General features: G+C 73.0%; 21 protein-coding genes and 1 pseudogene. 4 read left to right on the forward strand and 18 right to left on the reverse strand.

The features are described 5' to 3' along the window. The first annotated feature begins 77 nt into the window (after nt 1–77). Both ACP4J0_RS05620 and ACP4J0_RS05625 read left to right on the forward strand, forming a co-directional pair. A pseudogene (locus ACP4J0_RS05620) lies at nt 78–898 on the forward strand (class I SAM-dependent methyltransferase). 54 nt (nt 899–952) lie between these two features. Continuing rightward, on the forward strand, nt 953–1,123 hold the full coding sequence (locus tag ACP4J0_RS05625) for a hydrophobic protein (protein WP_426517705.1): 171 nt from the start codon (nt 953–955) through the stop codon (nt 1,121–1,123). A gap of 71 nt (nt 1,124–1,194) precedes the next feature. Here ACP4J0_RS05625 and ACP4J0_RS05630 read toward each other — a convergent pair whose 3' ends face one another. From ACP4J0_RS05630 to ACP4J0_RS05695, 14 genes are all read right to left on the reverse strand, one after another. After that, a complete protein-coding gene (locus tag ACP4J0_RS05630; protein WP_426517707.1) occupies nt 1,195–1,488 on the reverse strand; it encodes a gas vesicle protein K in 294 nt (97 codons plus the stop codon). Between the two features lies 1 nt (nt 1,489). Then, a complete protein-coding gene (locus tag ACP4J0_RS05635) occupies nt 1,490–1,672 on the reverse strand; it encodes a gas vesicle protein (protein ID WP_055419334.1) in 183 nt (60 codons plus the stop codon). Further along, a complete protein-coding gene (locus ACP4J0_RS05640; RefSeq protein WP_426597473.1) occupies nt 1,669–2,463 on the reverse strand; it encodes a GvpL/GvpF family gas vesicle protein in 795 nt (264 codons plus the stop codon). Before ACP4J0_RS05640 ends, ACP4J0_RS05635 begins: the two co-directional genes overlap by 4 nt. Beyond that, the gene (locus ACP4J0_RS05645; protein WP_055419336.1) at nt 2,460–2,786 is read right to left on the reverse strand and encodes a gas vesicle protein; all 327 of its coding nucleotides are present in this window, start codon (nt 2,784–2,786) and stop codon (nt 2,460–2,462) included. Before ACP4J0_RS05645 ends, ACP4J0_RS05640 begins: the two co-directional genes overlap by 4 nt. Then, nucleotides 2,783–3,961 carry an SRPBCC family protein gene (locus ACP4J0_RS05650; RefSeq protein ID WP_426597474.1) on the reverse strand — a complete coding sequence of 393 codons (1,179 nt, stop codon included), beginning with the start codon at nt 3,959–3,961 and terminating at the stop codon, nt 2,783–2,785. Before ACP4J0_RS05650 ends, ACP4J0_RS05645 begins: the two co-directional genes overlap by 4 nt. Then, entirely contained in the window at nt 3,958–4,617 is a 660-nt protein-coding gene (locus ACP4J0_RS05655) for a DNA primase (RefSeq protein WP_426597475.1), read from the reverse strand. Before ACP4J0_RS05655 ends, ACP4J0_RS05650 begins: the two co-directional genes overlap by 4 nt. Beyond that, nucleotides 4,614–4,877 (reverse strand): gas vesicle protein GvpG, encoded by a 264-nt coding sequence (locus ACP4J0_RS05660; RefSeq protein WP_426597476.1) that lies wholly within the window; start codon nt 4,875–4,877, stop codon nt 4,614–4,616. Before ACP4J0_RS05660 ends, ACP4J0_RS05655 begins: the two co-directional genes overlap by 4 nt. 4 nt (nt 4,878–4,881) lie before the next feature. Continuing rightward, nucleotides 4,882–5,655: a GvpL/GvpF family gas vesicle protein gene (locus ACP4J0_RS05665; RefSeq protein ID WP_426597477.1), complete on the reverse strand. Its 774-nt coding sequence runs from the start codon at nt 5,653–5,655 to the stop codon at nt 4,882–4,884. Further along, complete coding sequence (locus tag ACP4J0_RS05670) at nt 5,652–6,089, reverse strand: gas vesicle structural protein GvpA (protein WP_426597478.1); 438 nt, start codon at nt 6,087–6,089, stop codon at nt 5,652–5,654. The genes ACP4J0_RS05665 and ACP4J0_RS05670 overlap by 4 nt, the downstream gene beginning before the upstream one ends. Nucleotides 6,090–6,255: 166 nt before the next feature. After that, nucleotides 6,256–6,621, reverse strand: coding sequence for a gas vesicle protein (locus ACP4J0_RS05675; protein WP_426597479.1), 366 nt, complete (start codon nt 6,619–6,621; stop codon nt 6,256–6,258). Nucleotides 6,622–6,728: 107 nt separating this feature from the next. Beyond that, nucleotides 6,729–7,661, reverse strand: coding sequence for a non-homologous end-joining DNA ligase (gene ligD / locus ACP4J0_RS05680; RefSeq protein ID WP_426597480.1), 933 nt, complete (start codon nt 7,659–7,661; stop codon nt 6,729–6,731). Beyond that, nucleotides 7,658–9,505, reverse strand: coding sequence for a transketolase (locus ACP4J0_RS05685; protein ID WP_426597481.1), 1,848 nt, complete (start codon nt 9,503–9,505; stop codon nt 7,658–7,660). Before ACP4J0_RS05685 ends, ligD begins: the two co-directional genes overlap by 4 nt. Then, nucleotides 9,502–11,478: an FAD-dependent oxidoreductase gene (locus ACP4J0_RS05690; RefSeq protein WP_426597482.1), complete on the reverse strand. Its 1,977-nt coding sequence runs from the start codon at nt 11,476–11,478 to the stop codon at nt 9,502–9,504. Before ACP4J0_RS05690 ends, ACP4J0_RS05685 begins: the two co-directional genes overlap by 4 nt. A gap of 407 nt (nt 11,479–11,885) precedes the next feature. Next, nucleotides 11,886–12,401, reverse strand: a complete 516-nt coding sequence (locus ACP4J0_RS05695) for a phage holin family protein (RefSeq protein WP_426597483.1) — start codon at nt 12,399–12,401, stop codon at nt 11,886–11,888. Nucleotides 12,402–12,482: 81 nt separating this feature from the next. Here ACP4J0_RS05695 and ACP4J0_RS05700 point away from each other — a divergent pair, with 81 nt between their 5' ends. After that, nucleotides 12,483–12,830 carry a VOC family protein gene (locus ACP4J0_RS05700; protein ID WP_426517732.1) on the forward strand — a complete coding sequence of 116 codons (348 nt, stop codon included), beginning with the start codon at nt 12,483–12,485 and terminating at the stop codon, nt 12,828–12,830. A 17-nt stretch (nt 12,831–12,847) separates the two neighbouring features. On the opposite strand, the gene ACP4J0_RS05705 is transcribed toward ACP4J0_RS05700, so the two are convergent. Beyond that, nucleotides 12,848–14,824, reverse strand: coding sequence for a DUF5107 domain-containing protein (locus ACP4J0_RS05705; RefSeq protein ID WP_426597484.1), 1,977 nt, complete (start codon nt 14,822–14,824; stop codon nt 12,848–12,850). Nucleotides 14,825–14,987: 163 nt separating this feature from the next. Between ACP4J0_RS05705 and ACP4J0_RS05710 the strand changes: the two genes are divergently transcribed. Then, entirely contained in the window at nt 14,988–15,335 is a 348-nt protein-coding gene (locus ACP4J0_RS05710) for a DUF6204 family protein (protein WP_426597529.1), read from the forward strand. Here ACP4J0_RS05710 and ACP4J0_RS05715 read toward each other — a convergent pair. The 3 genes from ACP4J0_RS05715 to ACP4J0_RS05725 are packed head-to-tail and all read right to left on the reverse strand — an operon-like array spanning nt 15,307 to nt 18,866. Next, on the reverse strand, nt 15,307–15,918 hold the full coding sequence (locus ACP4J0_RS05715; RefSeq protein WP_426597485.1) for a GNAT family N-acetyltransferase: 612 nt from the start codon (nt 15,916–15,918) through the stop codon (nt 15,307–15,309). The genes ACP4J0_RS05710 and ACP4J0_RS05715 overlap by 29 nt on opposite strands. Before the next feature lie 42 nt (nt 15,919–15,960). Beyond that, entirely contained in the window at nt 15,961–16,884 is a 924-nt protein-coding gene (locus ACP4J0_RS05720; protein ID WP_426597486.1) for a S66 peptidase family protein, read from the reverse strand. Nucleotides 16,885–16,898: 14 nt separating this feature from the next. Continuing rightward, complete coding sequence (locus tag ACP4J0_RS05725) at nt 16,899–18,866, reverse strand: prolyl oligopeptidase family serine peptidase (RefSeq protein ID WP_426597487.1); 1,968 nt, start codon at nt 18,864–18,866, stop codon at nt 16,899–16,901. Between the last annotated feature and the right edge of the window lie 23 nt (nt 18,867–18,889).

The following is an 18,889-nucleotide window of genomic DNA, read 5'->3' on the forward strand; positions in this document are numbered from 1 at the left end:
CCGTATACTGACACACGGGTCTCATCATTCGGCCGGTGCGCGTACGGTGACCGCATCGTCGGTAGAGGGGACCCACCATGCCGGAACCGCGGGAGACCGCCGTCTACACGCACGGGCACCACGAGTCCGTGCTCCGCTCGCACACCTGGCGCACCGCCGCCAACTCGGCCGCCTACCTGCTCGGCTCGCTCGAGCCCCACATGCGGATCCTGGACATCGGCTGCGGTCCGGGCACCATCACCGCGGACCTGGCGGAACTGGTCCCGGACGGACACGTCACCGGCGTGGACCTGGCGCCGGAGATCGTCGAACGGGCCCGGGCCACGGCGGCCGACCGCGGGCTCGCCAACACCGCCTTCGCGGTGGCGGACGTGCACGCGCTGGACTTCCCGGACGACACGTTCTGCGTCGTCCACGCCCACCAGGTGCTCCAGCACGTGGGTGACCCGGTGCGGGCCCTGCGCGAGATGAGGCGGGTCGCGAGGCCCGACGGGATCATCGCCGTCCGTGACTCGGACTACGGCGCCATGACCTGGTACCCCGCGTCCCCGGGCATGGACGACTGGCTGGACCTGTACCGCCGGGTGGCCCGCGCCAACGGCGGCGAGCCGGACGCCGGACGCCGGCTGAAGGCCTGGGCGCTCGAGGCGGGGTTCACGGACATCACAGCGACCTCCGCCACCTGGACCTTCGCCACACCGCGGGAGCGGGAGTGGTGGAGCGGTCTGTGGGCGGACCGCACCGTGGCGTCGGCGTACGCCGGACTGGCCACCGAGGGCGGCCTGCGACGGCCGAGCAGCTGCGGGCCGTCTCGGCGGCCTGGCGGGAGTGGGGAGAGCGGCCGGAGGGCTGGTTCAGCGTCCTGCACGGGGAAATTCTGTGCCGAAAGGAAGCCTGACCCACGCCTGATCGGTGGATTACGGGAAACCAGTACGACAGGAGGTTAGACATTATGGTTCCGCTTCTGCTCGTACTGCTTCTCGCGATTGTTCTTTTCGGCGCGGGATTCGCCGTGAAGATTCTCTGGTGGATTGCCTTGGCAGTCCTGGTCCTGTGGCTGCTGGGTTTCCTGGCCCGCGGGACGACGGCCGGCGGCGGCAGGGGCCGCTGGTACAGGTGGTGAACGACGCGTGATGAAGCCGCTGCCCCGGGAGACCGACTCCCGGGGCAGCGGCCTTCCCGGCTCCGGGAGGCTCATTCCCGGGGCAGCAGCGGTCCCAGCGGCCCGAGGTCCAGGTTCAGGTCCTCGGGCCGCAGTCCGTAGCGGTCGCGCAGTTCGGTCATGCGGTCGTCGAGGAGCATCAGGGTCAGCCCGATCCGCTCCTCCTGCTCCTCGCTCAGGTCGCCCTCGTCGACGCGGCGCAGCGCCTGGCGCTCCATGAGCTGGCGCAGCAGCTCGACGACGGTCAGCACCAGCTTGATCAGGTCGCGCTCGACCGTGTCCGGCTCGAGGTCGAGGCGCTTGCGGGGCTCGGTGTGTTCACTCACGTCAATCCCCGAACGGCGACGGAACATCGCGGTTGACCGAGCTGATCAGCGCGTTCAGGTCGATGCGGACCAGGTCGACGTCCGCGATGCGCAGCGTGACGTCGCCGGTGATGACGACGCCGCCCGCCAGGAGCCGGTCGAGCAGGTCGACGAGGGCGATCTCACGGCGTTCGACGACGGTCATGATCCCTCCCCCGTCCCTGCCCCGCCGGAGGTCTCCTCCCCGGCGAATGAATACGCTGCCCACGGTCCGGTGAGTTCCACGCGAATTCCGGGGGCCTCGTCCTTTGTCCGGTCCACCATTTCCACGAATTCCTCGGAGACGTCGCGCCGCACCAAATAGGCCGCGTTGAGTACGTTCCGTCCGGCGGCGCCGGAGAGGCCGGGATTCTGCGGCGCGTGCAGCCGCGCGTCGTCGGCCCGGGACGTCAGCGTTTCGTGCAGGCGCGTCGCGAACTCCTCGGCGCTGGCCCACAGGGCGTCGTTCGCCCGGGTCCGCATGCGCCGCTGCCGCAGGTAGTCCCGGCCCGAGGCGGGCTTGGAGGCGGGCTCCGCCGCTGTGGCGGTCTGCTCGGGCTCCGCCTCGACGTACACCTTGACGCCCCATTCCACGCGTCCGTCCAGCCGGTCGAGCGTGCGCCGGAAGGCGTCCTCCCGCTCCTCCATCATCACGCGTACGCCGCTGTCGTCCCGGAAGACGGTGGCCAGCCGGAGCGGCAGCGGGGTGGTGACGGCGGTGAGCGCGTCGATGACCTGCTGGTGGGCGCGGGCCGTCCCGGCCAGCCAGTCGAGGTCCTCCAGGTGGGCGCGCAGCGCCTCCTCGCAGAAGTCGGCCTCCGGCACATGGCTGACCACGGCGACCAGGTCGCGGTGGGCCAGCAGCCGGGGCGGGTCGCCCGCCACCCCGGTCAGCTGGGCCTGCAGGGCCGCGCCGAAGGGACGGCAGACGGCGTAGACGTACCGCAGTCCGGTCACGGTGCCTCCCTCGGTACGCGACCCGGGTCCAGCTCGCGCAGACGTTCACGCAACTCGGCGTTCTCCCGGGTCAGTTCGTCGCGCCGAGCGCGGGAGGAGAGAGCGGGGTCGCTCTCCCACCAGTCGATGCCCATTTCCTTGGCCTTGTCGACGGAGGCGACGACGAGCCGCAGCTTGATGGTGAGCAGCTCTATGTCGAGCAGGTTGATCCGGATGTCGCCCGCGATCACGACTCCCTTGTCGAGCACCCGCTCCAGGATGTCGGCGAGGTTGGCGCTCTGTCCCTGGCCATAGGGATCGGGCAGCCGGCTGGGTGTGGTCATCGACGGCTCCCGCGATCGGCTTCCGCTTGATCGTCGTCCTCGTGATCGTCGTACGCGTCACGGGACGCGTACCCGTCCTCTTCCTCGTCCCCGTCCTCGTACTCGTCCTCGTACTCGTCCTCTCCGGTTTCCTTGTCCTCCTCGTACTCGTCCTCGGGCCCGGGCTCCGCCTCTTCCTCGTACTCGCCTTCGTATTCGCCCTCGGGCTCGGGCTCGGACTCTCCGTCGTACTCGCCCTCGGGTTCCTCCTCGTAGCCGGTCTCCGCCTCCGTCTCGGGCGGCTCCTCGCCCTCCTGCTCCCGCGCGAGGGCGTCCTCGTGGCTGCGGACGACCTCGCCGTCGCGGATCTCGCCGCGCCAGCCGTCGTCCGCCTCGCCCTTGAGGGTGATGTGGCGGACGTAGTTCTTCAGGTCGAGGCGGGCCCGGCGGCCCTGGGCACGCCAGATGTTGCCGGTCTTCTCGAACAGACCCTTGGGGTAGTACTCGATGACCAGGATCACGCGGGTGAGGTTGTCGGCGAGCCGGTGGAAGCTGACGACGCCCTTGGTCGTGCCCTTGGCGCCCTCCGACGTCCAGGAGATCCGGTCGTCCGGCACCTGCTCGGTGGTCTTCGCCTTCCAGCTGCGGTTGGACCAGAAGACCTTCAGCTGCCAGTCGGACGACGTGTCGTCGGCGCGGTTCGCGCTCTTCACGCCCTTCGCGAAGGTGCTGAAGTCCTGGTACTGGGTCCACTGGTCGTAGGCCGTGCGCAGCGGTACGCCGACGTCGACGTACTCGATGATGACGGTCGGCTTCTGGCCGCCGCCGCCCTTCTTCCTGCCCTTGCCGCCGCCGAGGTTCTTGACGGCGCCGACCACGTTGTCCTTCACCTTGCCGGCGCCGACCTCGAACGCGGCCCGCACCGGGCTCTTGCCCTCGGCGAGCTTGCGGCCGCCATCGAGGGCCAGCTTGGCGAAACCGGGGCTCTTGCCCTCGGCGATGTCGTTCAGCTTGCCGGTGGTCTCGCCGAGCTTGGTGCCGACGCCGGTCAGCAGCCGTGTGACCTGGGCGGCGAGGTAGTCCTGGACCTCCGCCTTGAGGCGGTCGGCCGCCTCGCTCCGCGCCGCGTCGGCGATCGGGTTCTTCTTCGCGGCCTTGCCTGCCGTGGAGGCCGCGGAACCGAGGGTGTCGGTCATCGCTCCCCACCGCCCTTCGACTGCCGGGCCCCGGCACCGCGGGCGGCGCTCCTGGCCCCGGCCGCCGCCTTCTTGCCGACTGCCTTCTTGTCGGCTGCCTTCTTGTCGGCTGCCTTCCTGGCCGGCTGCGCCCGTTTCGCCACGGCCTTCTTCGCTGGCGCGGGTGCCTTCCTGGCCGCCTTGCGTGCCTCGGCCGGTGCCTTCTTCGCGGCCCGCTCGCGCGACTCGCGCCGGCCCGCCCGCTCGTCCCGCTCGTCGTCGTACTCGGCGTCCTCCGAGTCCTCCGAGGCCTCGGAGTCGCGGGAGTCGTCGGATCCGGCGACCGGCACCTGTGACGTCACACCGGAGAGCTGGTCGCGCACCTGGGCGGTACGTCCGTGCAGGCGGTCGGCGAGCGCGTCGATCTGCCGCTCGACCATGGCGCCCGACGCCGCCTTGCCCACGCCCCGCAGGTCCGTGCGCAGCTGGTCCCCGATCTCCTTGAACTGGGGGTTGTTCTGCACCTGCGTGGAGACCAGTTCCGCGATGCCCTTCGGGGTCAGGTTCAGCTTCTTGCCGGCCACCATGGTGCCCACGGCGACCGCGAGTTTCAGTTTCCTCGTCCGTCCCAGCAGATAGCCGGCCCCTACCGCGAGGCCCAGTCCCGCTCGATTCATGGTGCCGTCCCGTTGCCCAATCCCGCGCTCGTGCGCGTAGCGATCTCCAGCCGGTCCAGAAGCCCGTCCTCCTGTCGGTCGAACTCCTCCTCGGAGATCTCGCCGGCCTCCAACTGCTCCTCCAGACGTGCCAGCTCGGCCCGGACCGTGGCGGGGTCGTAGTAGATCCGCTCGGCCTCGTTCATCACCTGTCTGATGGCCCATGCGCTGCCGCGCACCGGGGCGAACGGCAGCAGCAGGACCTCCGAGATCAGTCCCATGTCCTCATCCCGTTCCGGTGTCCATCCCGCCGGCCGCCGTGCCCGCGGGCTCCGCGGGACCGGGCTCGACGAAGCTGTACGGCGGCAGCGGGCCGTTCACGCGCACCTCCAGGTGCGGCATCCGGTCGCGGGCCTGCTCGACGGCGGCCAGGAACTCCTCGGCCGACTCCCGGTTCACCAGGAACGACACGTTGGCCAGCCAGCCGGTGGACTCGGGGCCCACGCTCACAGCGTCGGCGGCCGGCTCCAGGGCGCGCTCCAGCGCGGTGGCGTCCTCGGCCTCCTTGCCCTTGACCGCGGCCGCGACCATCTCACCGAGCTGGATCTTGCTCTCGTAACTGCCACCACCCGAACGCCGGTTGGACTCCGCGAGGGCGCGGATCTCCGCGTTCTCGGCCATGACGTGGTGCAGGACGGCCTCTTCGACGTGGTTGGCCTTGATGTTGTACTCGACCCGGCCGTCCAGCGCCTCCAGGCGCTCCCTGTAGTGCTCGGCCCGCTCGGCGAGCACCCCGGTGACCGACTTGTCGTCCGGGGCGACGCTGCCGAAGCGCATGGGCAGCACGCACCCGGCCGCGCCGACCTCGCTCAGTACGTTCTGGTGGGCGAGCAGTTCCCTGCGCTTGGGGCGCAGTCCCTCGGGCGCGTCGCTGACGACGGCCGCCAGCCCGCCCTCCTTCAGGAGCCGCACCTCGCTCGGCGGATCGCCGACGCCACGGATGCCCTCGGGGAGCCCGGGATGCGAACCGGCGGTGATGCCGTAGACGTACGTACTCACTCCTGCTCCTCCTTCCGGCGCGAGGGCGCGGCCTTGCGGGCGCGCGGACGCGATGCGGTCTCGCGCTCGGAGCCGCCCTCGTCACGGGCCTGCTTGAACGCGTCGGAGATGGTCTCGGCGGCGCCGGACAGCGCCCCCTTGGACTTGCCGCGGGCGCCGGACTCGGTCATCTCACCGACCAGGTCGGGCAGGCCCGGGGCCTTGCGCGGCCCGGCCTCCAGGTCGAGCCGGTTGCATGCCTCGGCGAAGCGCAGATAGGTGTCCACGCTGGCGACGACGACACGGACGTCGATCTTCAGAATCTCGATGCCGACCAGGGAGACGCGCACGAATGCGTCGATGACGAGCCCCCTGTCCAGAACAAGCTCAAGCACGTCGTAAAGGCCGCTGCTGCCGCCTCCACCGCCGGTCTGTTGTGCCGGTACGACAGTCATGCCTGCTGTTCCTCCATCTTGTTTGTGGGGGATGTTTTGTGGGGGGTGTTTGTGGGGGGGTGGGGTTGTGGGGGTGTGGGGGTGTTGGGTGCGCTGTTTGTTGGTGCCGTGTTCTGTGGGTGGTGTTTGCGGGTGTGGGTGCGTTCGGACGGTGCGGCCGGGCGGCCTAGCGGCCGCCGCGCGCGTCGGCCCGACCGCGCTCGTAGCGCCTGACGCGCCGGTAGCCCGTGAGCTGCCCCTCGGCGTCGAGCTCCACCTGGTAGCTCGCCATCAGGCTCATCGTTTCGGGCACCCGCTCGAGTTCGAGAACCTCGACCTCGAGCGACCAGCCCTCCTCCGTCTGCTCGAAGGACGACACGGACTCCGCGGTCATGCCGGTGAGCTCCGCGAGCTGGGCTCGCGCCTCGCGCAGAACTTCCATCGGCCGTGGCCGACGCGGCTCCTGTGAGTCCTGGGCCTTCTGTGTCTTCTGTGATTTCTGTGAACTCTGTTGTGAGCCTTGTGATTCGGACGTGTTGTTCGTGTTCGACATGGCCACCTCCCCCTCCGTGTGGCCGCAAGTGTGTTCGCCAAACCTTTACGGGCGCACGCATGTGCCACCCGCCCACTCCACGCCCCCCCGTGCCTGCCGGGGCCTGCTCAGCCGCGCAGGGCGTTCAACCGCCGGCGGGCGGGTCCCAGGGCCCGGGCGTGGCTCATGATCCCGGCCCAGGGCCGGGTGCGGGCCTGGCCGACGGCGTCCGCGATCGTCCAGCGGCGGGCGTGCAGGGCGGGGTCGTCCAGCTGGTCCCAGGAGATGGGGACGGCCACGGGTGCGCCGGGCCGGGCGCGGACGGTGAAGGGGACCACGGCGGTCTGCGCGTAGGCGTTGCGCTGGATGTCGAGGTAGAGCCGGTCGCCCCGGTCCTTCTTGCGGGCGGCGGTGGTGAGCCGGTCGGGGTGGGACGCCGCCAGGACATCGGCGACGGTCCGGGCGAACTCACGCACGTCGTCGAAGTCCTGACGGGTGGTCAGTGGTATGACGACGTGCAGCCCCCGGGACCCGGTGGTCATGAGCGCCGAGGGCAGTCTCAGCTCGTCGAGCAGCTCGCCCAGCAGCCGGGCCGCCTCCCGTACCGCCTCGAAGTCGTCACCGGCCGGGTCGAGGTCGAAGACCATCCGGTCCGGCCAGTCGGCCTTCCCGGCCCGGGACAGCCAGCGGTGCAGGGTGAGGGCGGCCTGGTCGGCGAGGTAGAGGAGGGTCGCGGTGTCGTCGCAGACGGTGTGGCAGACGGTGCCGCCCTCCTTGGCCACGTCGACGCGGCTGATCCACTCCGGGTAGTGCGCCGGAGTGTTCTTCTGCATGAACCGCGGTCCGTCGACGCCGTCCGGATGCCGCTCCAGCATCAGCGGGCGGCCCCGCAGGTGGGGCAGCATGAAAGGGGCGACGGCACGGTAGTAGTCGACGAGGTCGCCTTTGGTGTACTCCTCCTTCGCGCCGCCGTCCCCCTTGGGGAACAGCACCTTGTCCGGCCGATGGACCTCCACCGTGCGCCGGCCGGCCCGGACGGTCCGTACGGCGTCACCGCTCACGGGATGATCGCCTGCTCCACCAGCATCCGTACGGCCGCCTCGATGGACTCGGCGTCGATCCCCGCGGCGTGCAGTTCCTCGGCCGGGGTCGCGGAGCCCGGCATCGTCCCGACGGCGAGCCGGACCAGACGGGGCACGGGCCGGCCGTCGCAGAACGCGTCGACGACGGCGTCGCCGATACCGCCCTCCTGTCGGTGGTCCTCCACGGTCAGCAGGCATTCGGTGTCCTCGGCGGCCTCGCGCAGGGTGGCCAGATCGACGGGCTTGACCGAGTACAGGTCGATGACCCGGACCGGGATGCCGTCCCGGCCGAGGGCGTCGGCCGCGGCGAGTGCCTCGTGCAGGGTGACACCGGCCGCGACGACGGTCAGCCGGTCGCGGTCGGAGGAGCGCAGCACCTTGCTGCCGCCGACGGGGAACTCCTCGTCGGGGCTGTAGATCACCTTGCTCTCGCCGCGCGAGGTACGCAGGTAGCGGATGCCCTCCAGGCCGGCCATCTCGGCGACGAGCCGGGCGGTCTGGTTGGCGTCGCACGGATACAGCACGGTCGAGCCGTGGACGGCCCGCATCATCGCGAGGTCCTCCAGGCCCATCTGGCTGGGCCCGTCCTGGCCGATGGCGACGCCCGCGTGGGAGCCGACGAGGTTGATGCCGGAGCCGCTGACCGAGGCCATGCGCACGAAGTCGTGGGCGCGGGTCAGGAAGGCGGCGAAGGTGGTGGCGAACGGCACCCAGCCGCGCGCCGCCATCCCCACCGCGGTGGCGACCATCTGCTGCTCGGCGATGTAGCACTCGAAGTAGCGCTCCGGGTGTTCCTTGGCGAAGAACTCGGCGCGCGTGGAGTCGCCGACCTCGCCGTCGAGGGCGACGACGTCACCGCGGGCGGTGCCGAGCGCGGCGAGCGCCTCTCCGAAGGCGTTGCGGGTGGCGACCTCGTCGCCCTTGTCGTAGCGGGGCAGCTCGGTCTGGCCGGTGCCGGCCGAGTGCAGTGCCCGTGCGGACGGCGGTTCCTGTACCCGGACCGTGAGGTCGCGCGGGCCGCCGAGCTCGGCGATGGCCTCCTCGGCCTCGGGCAGCGGCTTGCCGTGCTGACCCTCGCGGTCCTCCACCGCCTTCACCCCCTTGCCCTTGAGGGTGCGGGCGATGATCGCGGTGGGCTGGCCCTTGGTGGACAGGGCCTCGCCGTAGGCGCGGTCGATGGCGTCCACGTCGTGGCCGTCGATCTCGATCGTGTGCCAGTCGAAGGCCCGGAAACGGCGCGCGTACGCGTCGAGGTCGTGGCCGTGCCGGGTCTGACCTCGCTGGCCGAGCCGGTTGACGTCGACGATCACGGTCAGGTTGTCGAGGTTCTCGTACCCGGCGTGCTCGGCCGCCTCCCACACCGACCCCTCGGCCATCTCGCTGTCGCCGCACAGCACCCACACCCGGTAGTCGGCGTGGTCCAGCCGCTTGCCGGACAGCGCGATGCCGACACCGACGGGCAGGCCCTGGCCGAGCGAACCGGTGGCCGTCTCGACCCACGGCAGCCGCTGCGGCGTGGGATGCCCCTCCAGGCGGCTGCCCAGCTTGCGGAAGGTGAGCAGTTCCTCGTCGTCGATGGCGCCGGCCGCCTTGTAGGCGGAGTAGAGGAGGGGTGAGGCGTGTCCCTTCGAGAGGACGAAGCGGTCGTTGCCGGGGTGGGCGGGGCGCTCGAAGTCGTAGCGGAGGTGGTTGGCCAGGAGTACGGCCATCAGGTCCGCGGCGGACATCGAGGACGTCGGGTGTCCGGAGCCCGCGGCGGCGGACGTCCGTACGCTGTCGACGCGCAGCTGCTGTCCGAGGTCGACGAGTTCACCGGTGTTCATGAGTCTCCTTCCGCGGCACGGCCGTCGGAACGCTTGACGGGGCCGGGGGCGATGTCGGGTCCGGGGGGCGGCTGGTTCGCCGGGGGTTCGGGGCCGGGGTCGTCGGGCGCGCCGGCGGAACGGGCGGGGGTGGGCGCCGCACCGGCGCCGTGCCGGGGTCTGCCGGGCGCCGCACCCGGCCGCCGTGGTTCGGCGGGCGCGTTGGCGGACGGCGGCCTGGCGGGCGCCGCGGTGGACGGAGGCTTGGCGGGCGTTCCGGCGGGGCGGGACTTGCCGGGGGCCGCGGATCCGCCGGGTTCAGTGGTCCGGCCCTTCGCCGGGCCGCCGCCCCCTCGGCCCTTCGCGGGAGCACCACTCGGCCCGCCCTTCGCGGGCTCGCCACCCGGCTGACTCCTGGCCGGTTCACCGCCCGGCCCGCCCTTCGCGGGCTCGCCACCCGGCTGGTTCTTGGCGGGCTCGCCACCCGGCTGATTCTTGGCGGGCTCGCCACCCGGCTGGTTCTTGGCTGGCTCGTCGCCCGGCTGGTTCTTGGCGGGTTCGTCGCCGGGGCTGCCGTGGGCGTCCGCAGAGCCGAGGCCGTCTCCGCGCCCCGGTCCGTGCCCGTCTCCGCGCCCCGGTCCGGGCCCGTCCCCGTCCGCCGCCCCCTCCTTCTTCCGTGTCCCCGCCTTCCCCGGCACCCGCGCCACCTCCGGCGACGCCGACTCCAGGGGGACGGACCAGGACCGTACGAGACCCAACTGGACGGCCTGCCGGGGCAGTACCGCGTCGAGCAGCCAGTCCGCGGCGACCCGCACGCGGTTGCCCGGCATCGCCGCGAGGTGGTAGCCGCGGGTGACCGCGCCCGCCGCCGGGCCGGACAGCGGGAGGCCGAGCGGGTTGGCGGCGGCCTTGGCGCCGCCCAGGTCCACGACGAACCCCATGTCACGGTGGCGGTAGACCCGCCGCCCGCCGCCGATGCCGAGTGACGCGGCGACGTTCTGGGCGCAGACCCTGCCGTGCCGCCAGGCGTGCTGTGCGGTCATCGGCGTGTACTGGCCGGGCTGGTTCAGGTCGGGCACCGCGGCGACGTCACCGCACGCGAACAGCTCGGGCCGCCCCGGCACCTGGAGGTGCGGGTCGACGAGCAGCCGGCCGCGTTCCATGGGCAGCCCGAGGGACTCCACCAGGGGATCGGGCCGCACGCCCACGCACCACACCAGCGTGCGCGTGTCGACGCTCGTGCCGTCGGTCAGCACGACCCCGTCGTGTGTGGCCTCCTTCACGGAGATCCCCATCCGGACGTCGACGCCCCGCTGCCGCAGCACCCGCTCGGCGGTGCGGGAGAGCCGTTCGTCCATCTCGGGCAGCACCCGCGGCGCTACGTCCAGCAGCATCCAGCGGGGCCGCATACCGGTGCGCATCGGGTGCCTGCGGACCTGCGCGTCGGTGTACATCTGGCCGTGCGCGGCGACCTCCGTACCGGTGTATCCCGCCCCGACCACGACGAAGGTGCACCGTGCGGCGCACTCCGCGCGGTCGCCGGCCGTGGCGGCCAGTTCCACCTGCCGGGTCACGTGGTCGCGCAGGTAGAGCGCCTCCGGCAGCCCGCGGAAGCCGTGGGCGTGCTCGGCGACGCCGGGAATGGGCAGCAGCTTGTTGACGCTGCCCGCGGCGAGCACCAGCCGGTCGAAGGACAGGGTGCCCCGGTCGCCCTCCGGGCCGGTGTAGCGCACGGTGTGCCCGTCGAGGTCGATGCCGTCGGCCTCGCCGAGCACCAGCCGGACGCGCGGCAGCGTGCCCGACAGGGACACGCTGACCCGGCGCGGTTCCAGGATTCCGGCGGCGACCTGGGGCAGCAGCGGCAGGTAGAGGAAGTAGTCGGTCGGGTTGAGCAGGGTGATGTCGGCCTGGTGCCGGGTGAGCCGGGACAGGGTGCGGGCCGTCCGGTACCCGGCGAAGCCGGCACCGACGATCACGATGCGGGGTCGGCTCACGGTTCGCCTCCGGGCTGTCGCGTACCTCGTGAGCCTTCCGCGTCCCCCTGGCCAGGGCACCCAAACGTCCGCCGGGCCCCGTGCGGCGGCCCCTCCCGGCACCCCGCGCAGTTCCGCACATTTCCCGCACAGTGCCCCGCGCCGCCGGTTTCCGGCCGGACGCCCGGGCGCCCGGGCCTGGCCCCTCCCTCCGGCGCGGAGCCGCGGGAGTTCGCCGACACGGGCTTCGACCGGGTGTACGCCGACCAGATCGGCCCCGGCCCGCGCGGCTTCTGCGACCTCTGCGACCTCTGCGACCTCTGCCGTACGACTGTGCTGCCGCAGCTCCAGCAGGGCGCCTGACCGGCGCAGGGCGGCGCCCCCCGCACCGCTGTCGGGGGGCGCCGTGCCGTGTGGGCGGCGGCTGGTCAGCCGCGGCCGTGCGGGGCCTCGGGGTCGATGTCGTCCCGGCGCGGCGCCGCCGGGCCGGTGCCGCCCGGTGCGGGCGTGCCCGCCCCCGGGGCGCCGGTCGCGCCGCCGACACCGCCGGGCGCGACGGGTGGCATCGGCGGGTACGGCATGCCGAGTCCGCTCGGCGGCACACCCGGCGCGTCACCGCCGAGGGTGCGGCCCGGCCCCGTGCCGTGGGTGGCCCCCGGCCGGGCCGCACCGCGCAGCAGGTACGCCGCGACGCCCAGGAGGACGGCCGTGATCAGCGCGGCGGTCCAGTCCGGCAGGCCGGTGGCGAGGGCCAGGCCCACGGTGAGCGCGAGGGCGGCGCCCGCGTACAGGGCGGCGGCACCGGACGCGGCGTACAGCGTGGCTTTGCGACGCTGCTTCCTCGTCTGCTCACGCAGCTCGTCGCGCACGGTCTCGCGTGCCACCTGCGCCAGTTCGTCGACCAGATGCTTGTCCAGGTGTTCCAAGTGATCCATGCGGTCCATATGTCGCGGGTACCCGCGAGCGGAACTTCCATGGGCCGACCCGCGGGTGAGGCCCCGCCCCTCCCAACTAGGCTCCTCCGTATGGACATTCTGGGAGCCACACTGCGCATCTACGTCGACGACCTGGACAAGGCGATCCCCTTCTACGAAGGTCTGGCGGGCGGTCGCGCCCACCGCTTCGAACGCGGCGGTGTCGAAGCCGCCGCGGTCGGCTGCTTCCTGCTGATGAGCGGGCCCGAGTCCCAGCTCGAGGTGCTGCGCAAGATCACCGCGACGATCGCCGTGACCGACGTCGAGGAGACCCACCGTGTCCTGACCTCGCTGGGCGCGGACGTCATCGCGGGCCCGGTCCCGACGCCCGCCGGCCGCAACCTGATCGCCCGGCACCCGGACGGGACGATCTACGAGTACGTGGACCGGCAGGCGTAGGGGCGGGCCGGGCGGGGTCACCCCCCGTCCGGCCGCATCCGGAAGTCGTACCGGGCCGGGAGCGGTTCGTCGCCGAGCCGGGCCCACAGCCGGCCGATGTTCTCCGCGCCCTCCCGCAGGTCGGCGACCTCGAAGCCCTCGTCGAAGACGGCCCGCGCCTCCTCGCGCCGGCCCTCGGCCGCCAGCAGCTCCGCCTCGGTCAGCCGGAACCGGCCGCGGGCCCGTGTCGCGGGGCGCAGCCGCTCCCACACGGCACGGGCGTCCGCCGTCCGCCCGACGGCGAGCAGCGCCTCGATCGCCTCGCGGCCGAGGGCGGCGGCGACGGCCACCCACTCCTCGGCGTCGCGGACGTCCTCCTCCTCCCGCCCTTCCCGCAGTTGCCCGCACAGGCCGTCGAAGGCCTCGGCGTACCGGTCGGCGGCCCGCTCGTGGTGGCCGTCCTCCTGGTCGGCGACGGCGAGGCAGCGCAGCAGCGGCCAGCCGGCCGCGGCGGTCTTCAGGCCCCGTTCCCAACTGCGCACCGCCTGGGCCCGGTCGTCGCCGTGCCACTGGGCGACACCGAGGTGGTACTCGGCGGCCGGGGTGGCGGCCGTGGTCTCCAGCATGTCCCGCCAGGGCCGGGAGACCAGTGTGACCCCGGGCGGCTCGTGGCCGCCCGGTCCGGGCAGGGACCCGGCGCGCAGCAGGTGCAGCCAGGGCCGCTGCTCGTCGCCGAGGGTGTGCTCCCCGAAGGGCGTGCCGGGCAGTTTCCAGCCCGCGCGCAGCACTTCGAGCGCGCCCCAGCCGGACCCGGTGGCGAGGCTCTCGCCTGGCTCGGCGTCGGCGTACGGCCGCCACGCCGCGTAGGCCGCGTCGACGTCGGCGCGCGGCAGGACCGTCTCCAGTCGCTCCTCGGTCCCGCGCAGTACGGTGTGCCACTCGCCCTCGGGTGCCGCGTCGAGCGGCCCGTAGGCCTCCAGCCAGGACACCTCGCTCTCCGCTTCCAGCTTGACGTGTTCCAGCTGGGTGCGGGCGAGCCCGGCCTGGATCTCGCAGTAGCCGCCGGTGCCGGGCTCGGTGAGCCACTCCTGCCAGCGCCGCCCGCCGGGCCCCGTGCCCCACACGAAGAGCTTGCGGCCGCGCAGCACGTCGGTCGAGGTCTGCACGAGCCCGTGCCCGTCCGCGTCGAGTGCGGCGATCCAGCGGCGCCGGCCGTCCGGCACCTCGTAGAAGTAGTCGGCGGCGTACGTGCTGTTCAGCGGGTACGTCCGGTCGGTCCCGTCGTACGACGGGACGGGCACCCGGCGCAGTCGCCTCTCGTAGCCGAAGTGCCAGGCCTCGTCGGCCGGGGCGAGGACGCGCCGCTCCTCCGGCACGGCGATGTTGGACCACCAGTACGTCGGCACCGGGCGCTCGTGCGGGTTGCGGATCCGGACGCCGACGTGGAGGAAGTCCGAGCCGTCCGGCAGCCACAGGTCGACCTGGAAGGGCAGGTCGCGCAGCCGCTCCCACTCCCACAGGCGCAGCATCTCCCCGCCGTCGGGGGCGGGCACGCGGGCGGCGTGCACGGGCGAGCAGGACAGGGTGGTGTGACCGGTGGCGCCGATGTTCCACTCGATGCCGCCGGAGAACCAGGCGCCGTTGAGGGCGAAGTTGGCGGGCTGGAGCACGGGGTTGACGTAGAGGAGTTCGCGGTCGGTCGGCTTGTGGTGGAGGGAGGCGATACGGCCGCCGAGGCCGGGCAGGACGGTGGCCCTCAGCCGGTCGTTCTCGATGACGAGGGCGTCGGTCTCCCGTGCCTCGCGCGCCCGGTCGTAGCCGTCTCTGACCCGCACGGGCAGCAGGCTGCGCAAGGGCTCGTAGTCGACCTGGCGGGCCATGTCCCGCGGCAGGCCGGCCCGGTCCCGTTCGTCGATGCGGTGGGCCTCGTCCAGGGGGCGCAGTGGCGGCAGGGGGTTGTCCGGCCCCAGCGGCGCGGCGGGCAGGCGCAGTACCTCACGTCGGATCGTCGTCACGGTTCCCCATGGAAGCCGTTCGCCGGTGCGCTGAACAGAGGGCCGCCGGTCACGTTCGCGCGACGTCGCGCACGTTCGAATTCCCTGGGCGCCGTGCGGGCGGCGGGCGTAGGGTCGGGCGGTCGACGCGGATACGGAGGAGCGGCACGTGAGTGAGCAGCACGTGAGTGAGCAGCACACCTACCGGGTGATCGTCCGGGGCACCTGGGAGGGCCTGACCGATCGGGCCCGTACCCGGCTGCTCGCCGAGGCCGGCGAGCACGGGATGGCGAGCATGCGGTTCACCGAGGAGGGCTCGCTGTCGTACGAGCCCTCGCCGCTGAAGCACTTCTCGATGCGGTACGTCGTGGTGTCGGACGCGGCGGACGGCGAGGAGATGGCGGGTGCGATCGCCGAGGACCGGGCGGAGACGACGTTGCGCGGGCTGGGTTACGGGTTCCGCGAGCTGCGGTCGACGGTGACGGACCTGGACACGATGAAGATCAACCGGAAGTCACGGTCTCGGCGGTGATCGCCCAGCGCTGGTGGTCGCGCCAGGCCCCGTCGATGTAGAGCATCCTCGGTGAGAAGCCCTCGAGGTGGAAGCCGCAGGCGCGGGCCAGCGCGATCGACGCGGCGTTGCCCGGCTGCACGTTGATCTCCAGCCGGTGCAGGCGCATCGGTCCGAACGCGTACCGCACGACGAGGTCCAGTCCCTCGCGCATCAGCCCGCGGCCTGCCGCGTGCGCGAAGGCGCCGTAGCCGAGCGCGCCGCTGCGGAAGCCGCCCTCGACGATGTTGTTGATGTTGACGAATCCGGCGATGGAGCCGCCGCCCGCCCCGCCGCCGTCCGCCCCGCCTGTTTCCTTCTCGCCCGGTTCCTGCTCGCCCGTTTCCTTCTCGCACACCAGGAACCCGGCCTTGGTCGGGTCCTCGATCAGCCGCGCCGCGTAGGCGTCGTACGCCCGGGCGGTGTCCGGCGGGAAGAGCCACGGGTGGTGCAGGTCCTTGCTCTGACGGGCCCGGGCGGTGAACTCGGCGCCGTCCTCGTAGGTGAAGTGCCGTATGACCACGCGGGGGCCCTCGGCGAGGAGGCGGGACGGGGTGTGCGGCATTCCGCCAGCCTACGACGTCGTGCCGCCGCGCGCGGGGCGTGGTCAGCGCAGCGCCGGCCGGTCCAGCGTCAGGGTGCCCGCGTCCGCGTCGAGCTCCGCCATGACGCCGAACGGTACGGTCAGCGCACCCTCGCAGTGCCCGAAGCCGAAGTCCTCGACGACCGGCACACCGAGGCCGCCGAGCCGGTCGGCCAGCATGGGCCGCAGCCGCTCGTAGGGCTCGCACTCGTGCCACGAACCGAGCAGCACACCGCTGACCCCGTCGAGCAGTCCGGCGCGCAGCAGCTGGGTGAGGTAGCGGTCCAGCCGGTACGTCTCCTCCCCCACGTCCTCCAGGCACAGCAGTCCGCCGCGCGCGGCGGGGCGGGCGTGCGGAGTGCCCAGTTCGGCGGCGAGCAGGGCGAGGCAGCCGCCGAGGGTGACGCCGCGCGCCCGGCCGGGGACCATGGGCGTGCCGCCGGAGGCGATCACGCGGACCGTCTCCGGGGCGAACAGGGTGGCCTTCAGGTGCTCCTGCGCCCGCGCGTTCTTGAGGAAGTCGATGCCCGCGGCCATCGGCCCGTGCAGCGTGACCAGACCCAGCCGGGCGGCGAACGCCTCGTGCAGCGCGGTGATGTCGCTGAACCCGACGAGCACCTTCGGTCCGGCCGCGCGCATCGCCTCCCAGTCGAGCAGGTCGGTCATGCGCTGGACGCCGTATCCGCCGCGGGCGCACAGCACCGCGTCCACGGACGGGTCGCACCACGCGGCCTGGAGGTCGGCGGCCCGGTCGGTGTCCGTGCCCGCGAGGTAGTCGAAGGCGTGGTGCCGGTCCAGGACGTGCGGTGCCACGACCGGGTCGAGGTCCCAGCCCCGCAGCACGTCCAGGCCCGCCTGCAGCCGCTCCTCGGGCACGGGGCCGCTGGGCGCGACGACGGCCACCCGGGCGCCGGGGGCGAGCCGGGGCGGCCGGGTCAGCTCGCTCACCTTTCTCCCCTCCCTCATCCGGTCAGCTCCAGGGTCGGGATGCCGCGCGGATCCAGGCCGAAGACCTGCGCGTAGAGGGAGAGTTCGGCCTCCAGGGCACGCACCATGGTCTCCGCCCGGCGGAACCCGTGTCCCTCGCCCTCGAAGGTGAGGTACGCGTGCGGCACTCCCCGGCCCTCCATGCGGGCGAGGAACCGCTCGCACTGCACGGGCGGGCAGATCACGTCGTCCAGGCCCTGGAGCAGCAGGAACGGTGCGGTGATCCGGTCGGCGTGCGCGGCGGGCGACCGCTCGACGTACCGGGCGGGCACCTCGGCGTACGGGCCGATGAGGCCCTCCAGGTACCGGGACTCGAAGTCGTGGGTCTCGCCCGTGCCCCAGCCGGTCAGGTCGAGGATGGGGTAGCTGACCGTACCGCAGGCGTAGACGTCGGTCGCGGTCAGCGAGGCGGCGGCCGTCCAGCCGCCCGCGCTGCCGCCCCGCACGGCGAGGCGTTCCCGGTCGGCGACGCCCTCGTCCGCGAGGGCGAGGGCGACGGCCGCGCAGTCCTCCACGTCGACGACGCCCCACTGCTCGCGCAGCCTGTTGCGGTACTCCCGGCCGTACCCGGTCGAACCGCCGTAGTTGACCTCCGCGACGCCGATGCCGCGCGAGGTGAAGTAGGCGATCTCCAGGTCGAGGACGAGGGGCGACCGGCTGGTGGGCCCTCCGTGCGCCCAGATGACGTACGGCGGCAGCTCGCCGTCCGGTGCGAGACAGGCGGGGTTGTGCGGCGGATGGAGGTGGGCGTGGATCTCCCGCCCGGCGGGGCCGGTGAACGTGCGGATCCGCGGTTCGGGGTAGTACGCCGGGTCCACGGCGTCGTCGTGCGGAGCGCCGACGACCCGGGCCCGGCCGGTACGGGCGTCCAGCTCGACCACCTCGTAGGCGCTGCGCGGGCTCGCCCCGACGGCCACGACCCTCTCGCCGTCGGCGGCGAGCGTGGCCGCGAACTCGGTCCAGGGGCCCGCCGCGTCGACGACCTCGCCGGTCTCGGGGTCGAGTATGCCGAGGGCGGTGGCTCCCCGGCCGTGCACGACGGCGATCAGGCCGCTGTCCAGCGGCGCGAACCAGCGCTGCCCGAGCTTCCACAGCGGCCCGCCGAACTCCTCCTCGCGGGTGCACAGCGGCTGCCCGTCGCGGTAGAGGTTCCACCAGCCGGTGCGGTCGGAGGCGTACAGCAGGGCGCCGTCCGGGGCCCAGTCCGTCTGGGCGATCGACTCCTCGGGCCCGCCGGCGATCGTCCGGGCGTCCCGGAACGTGCCCTCCGGGCCGACCTCCGCGACGATCAGTTCGGTGCCGTCCCAGGGCATGCGCGGATGGTCCCAGGCGAGCCAGGCCGCGCGCCGCCCGTCGGGCGAGAGGCGGGGGCCGGTGACGAAGCGGTGCCGGTCGCCGGTGAGTTCGCGGACCGCGTCCCGGTCGTCGGCAGCCGAGCCGTCCAGCGGCACCGCCGCCGGGACGCGGCGCACGTCGCCGGGCCCGTCGCCGGTGAACTCCTCCAGGACGCACCACACCTCGCCGCGCTCGGCACGCACGTCCGGCTCCGCCCACCGCAGCCCGCCGCCCAGCGTCGAGACGGGCGTGAGCGGACGCGGCTCGGCGCCGCCCGGCCGGTAGGCGTACAGCCGCTGGTCGGCGAAGTTCACGAAGACCACCAGCGGCCCGGACTCCGTCGTGAGTGCGGCCCAGGGCCGGCCGCCGTACTCGATGACGCGGCTGCGGACGTTCCACGGCGCGGGCAGCACCGGCTCCTCGGTGCCGTCGGGAAGCCGCCGCACCAGGGTGCGCCGCCCGCCCTCGGCGGGCCGGGGCGCGGTCCACCACACCTCGTCACCGACGAGGCCCACGTCGTCGGGCCGTCCGTCGTGCGCGGCGGCGAGGGCCGCGTCGACGGGCGAGGGCCACGATCCGTACGCCAGGGTCTGCACTGACTCGCCCACTTCTCCTCCAGGTCTCGTCGGGC

Source organism: Streptomyces sp. WG7 (assembly GCF_049975785.1).
Classification (GTDB): Bacteria; Actinomycetota; Actinomycetes; order Streptomycetales; family Streptomycetaceae; genus Streptomyces.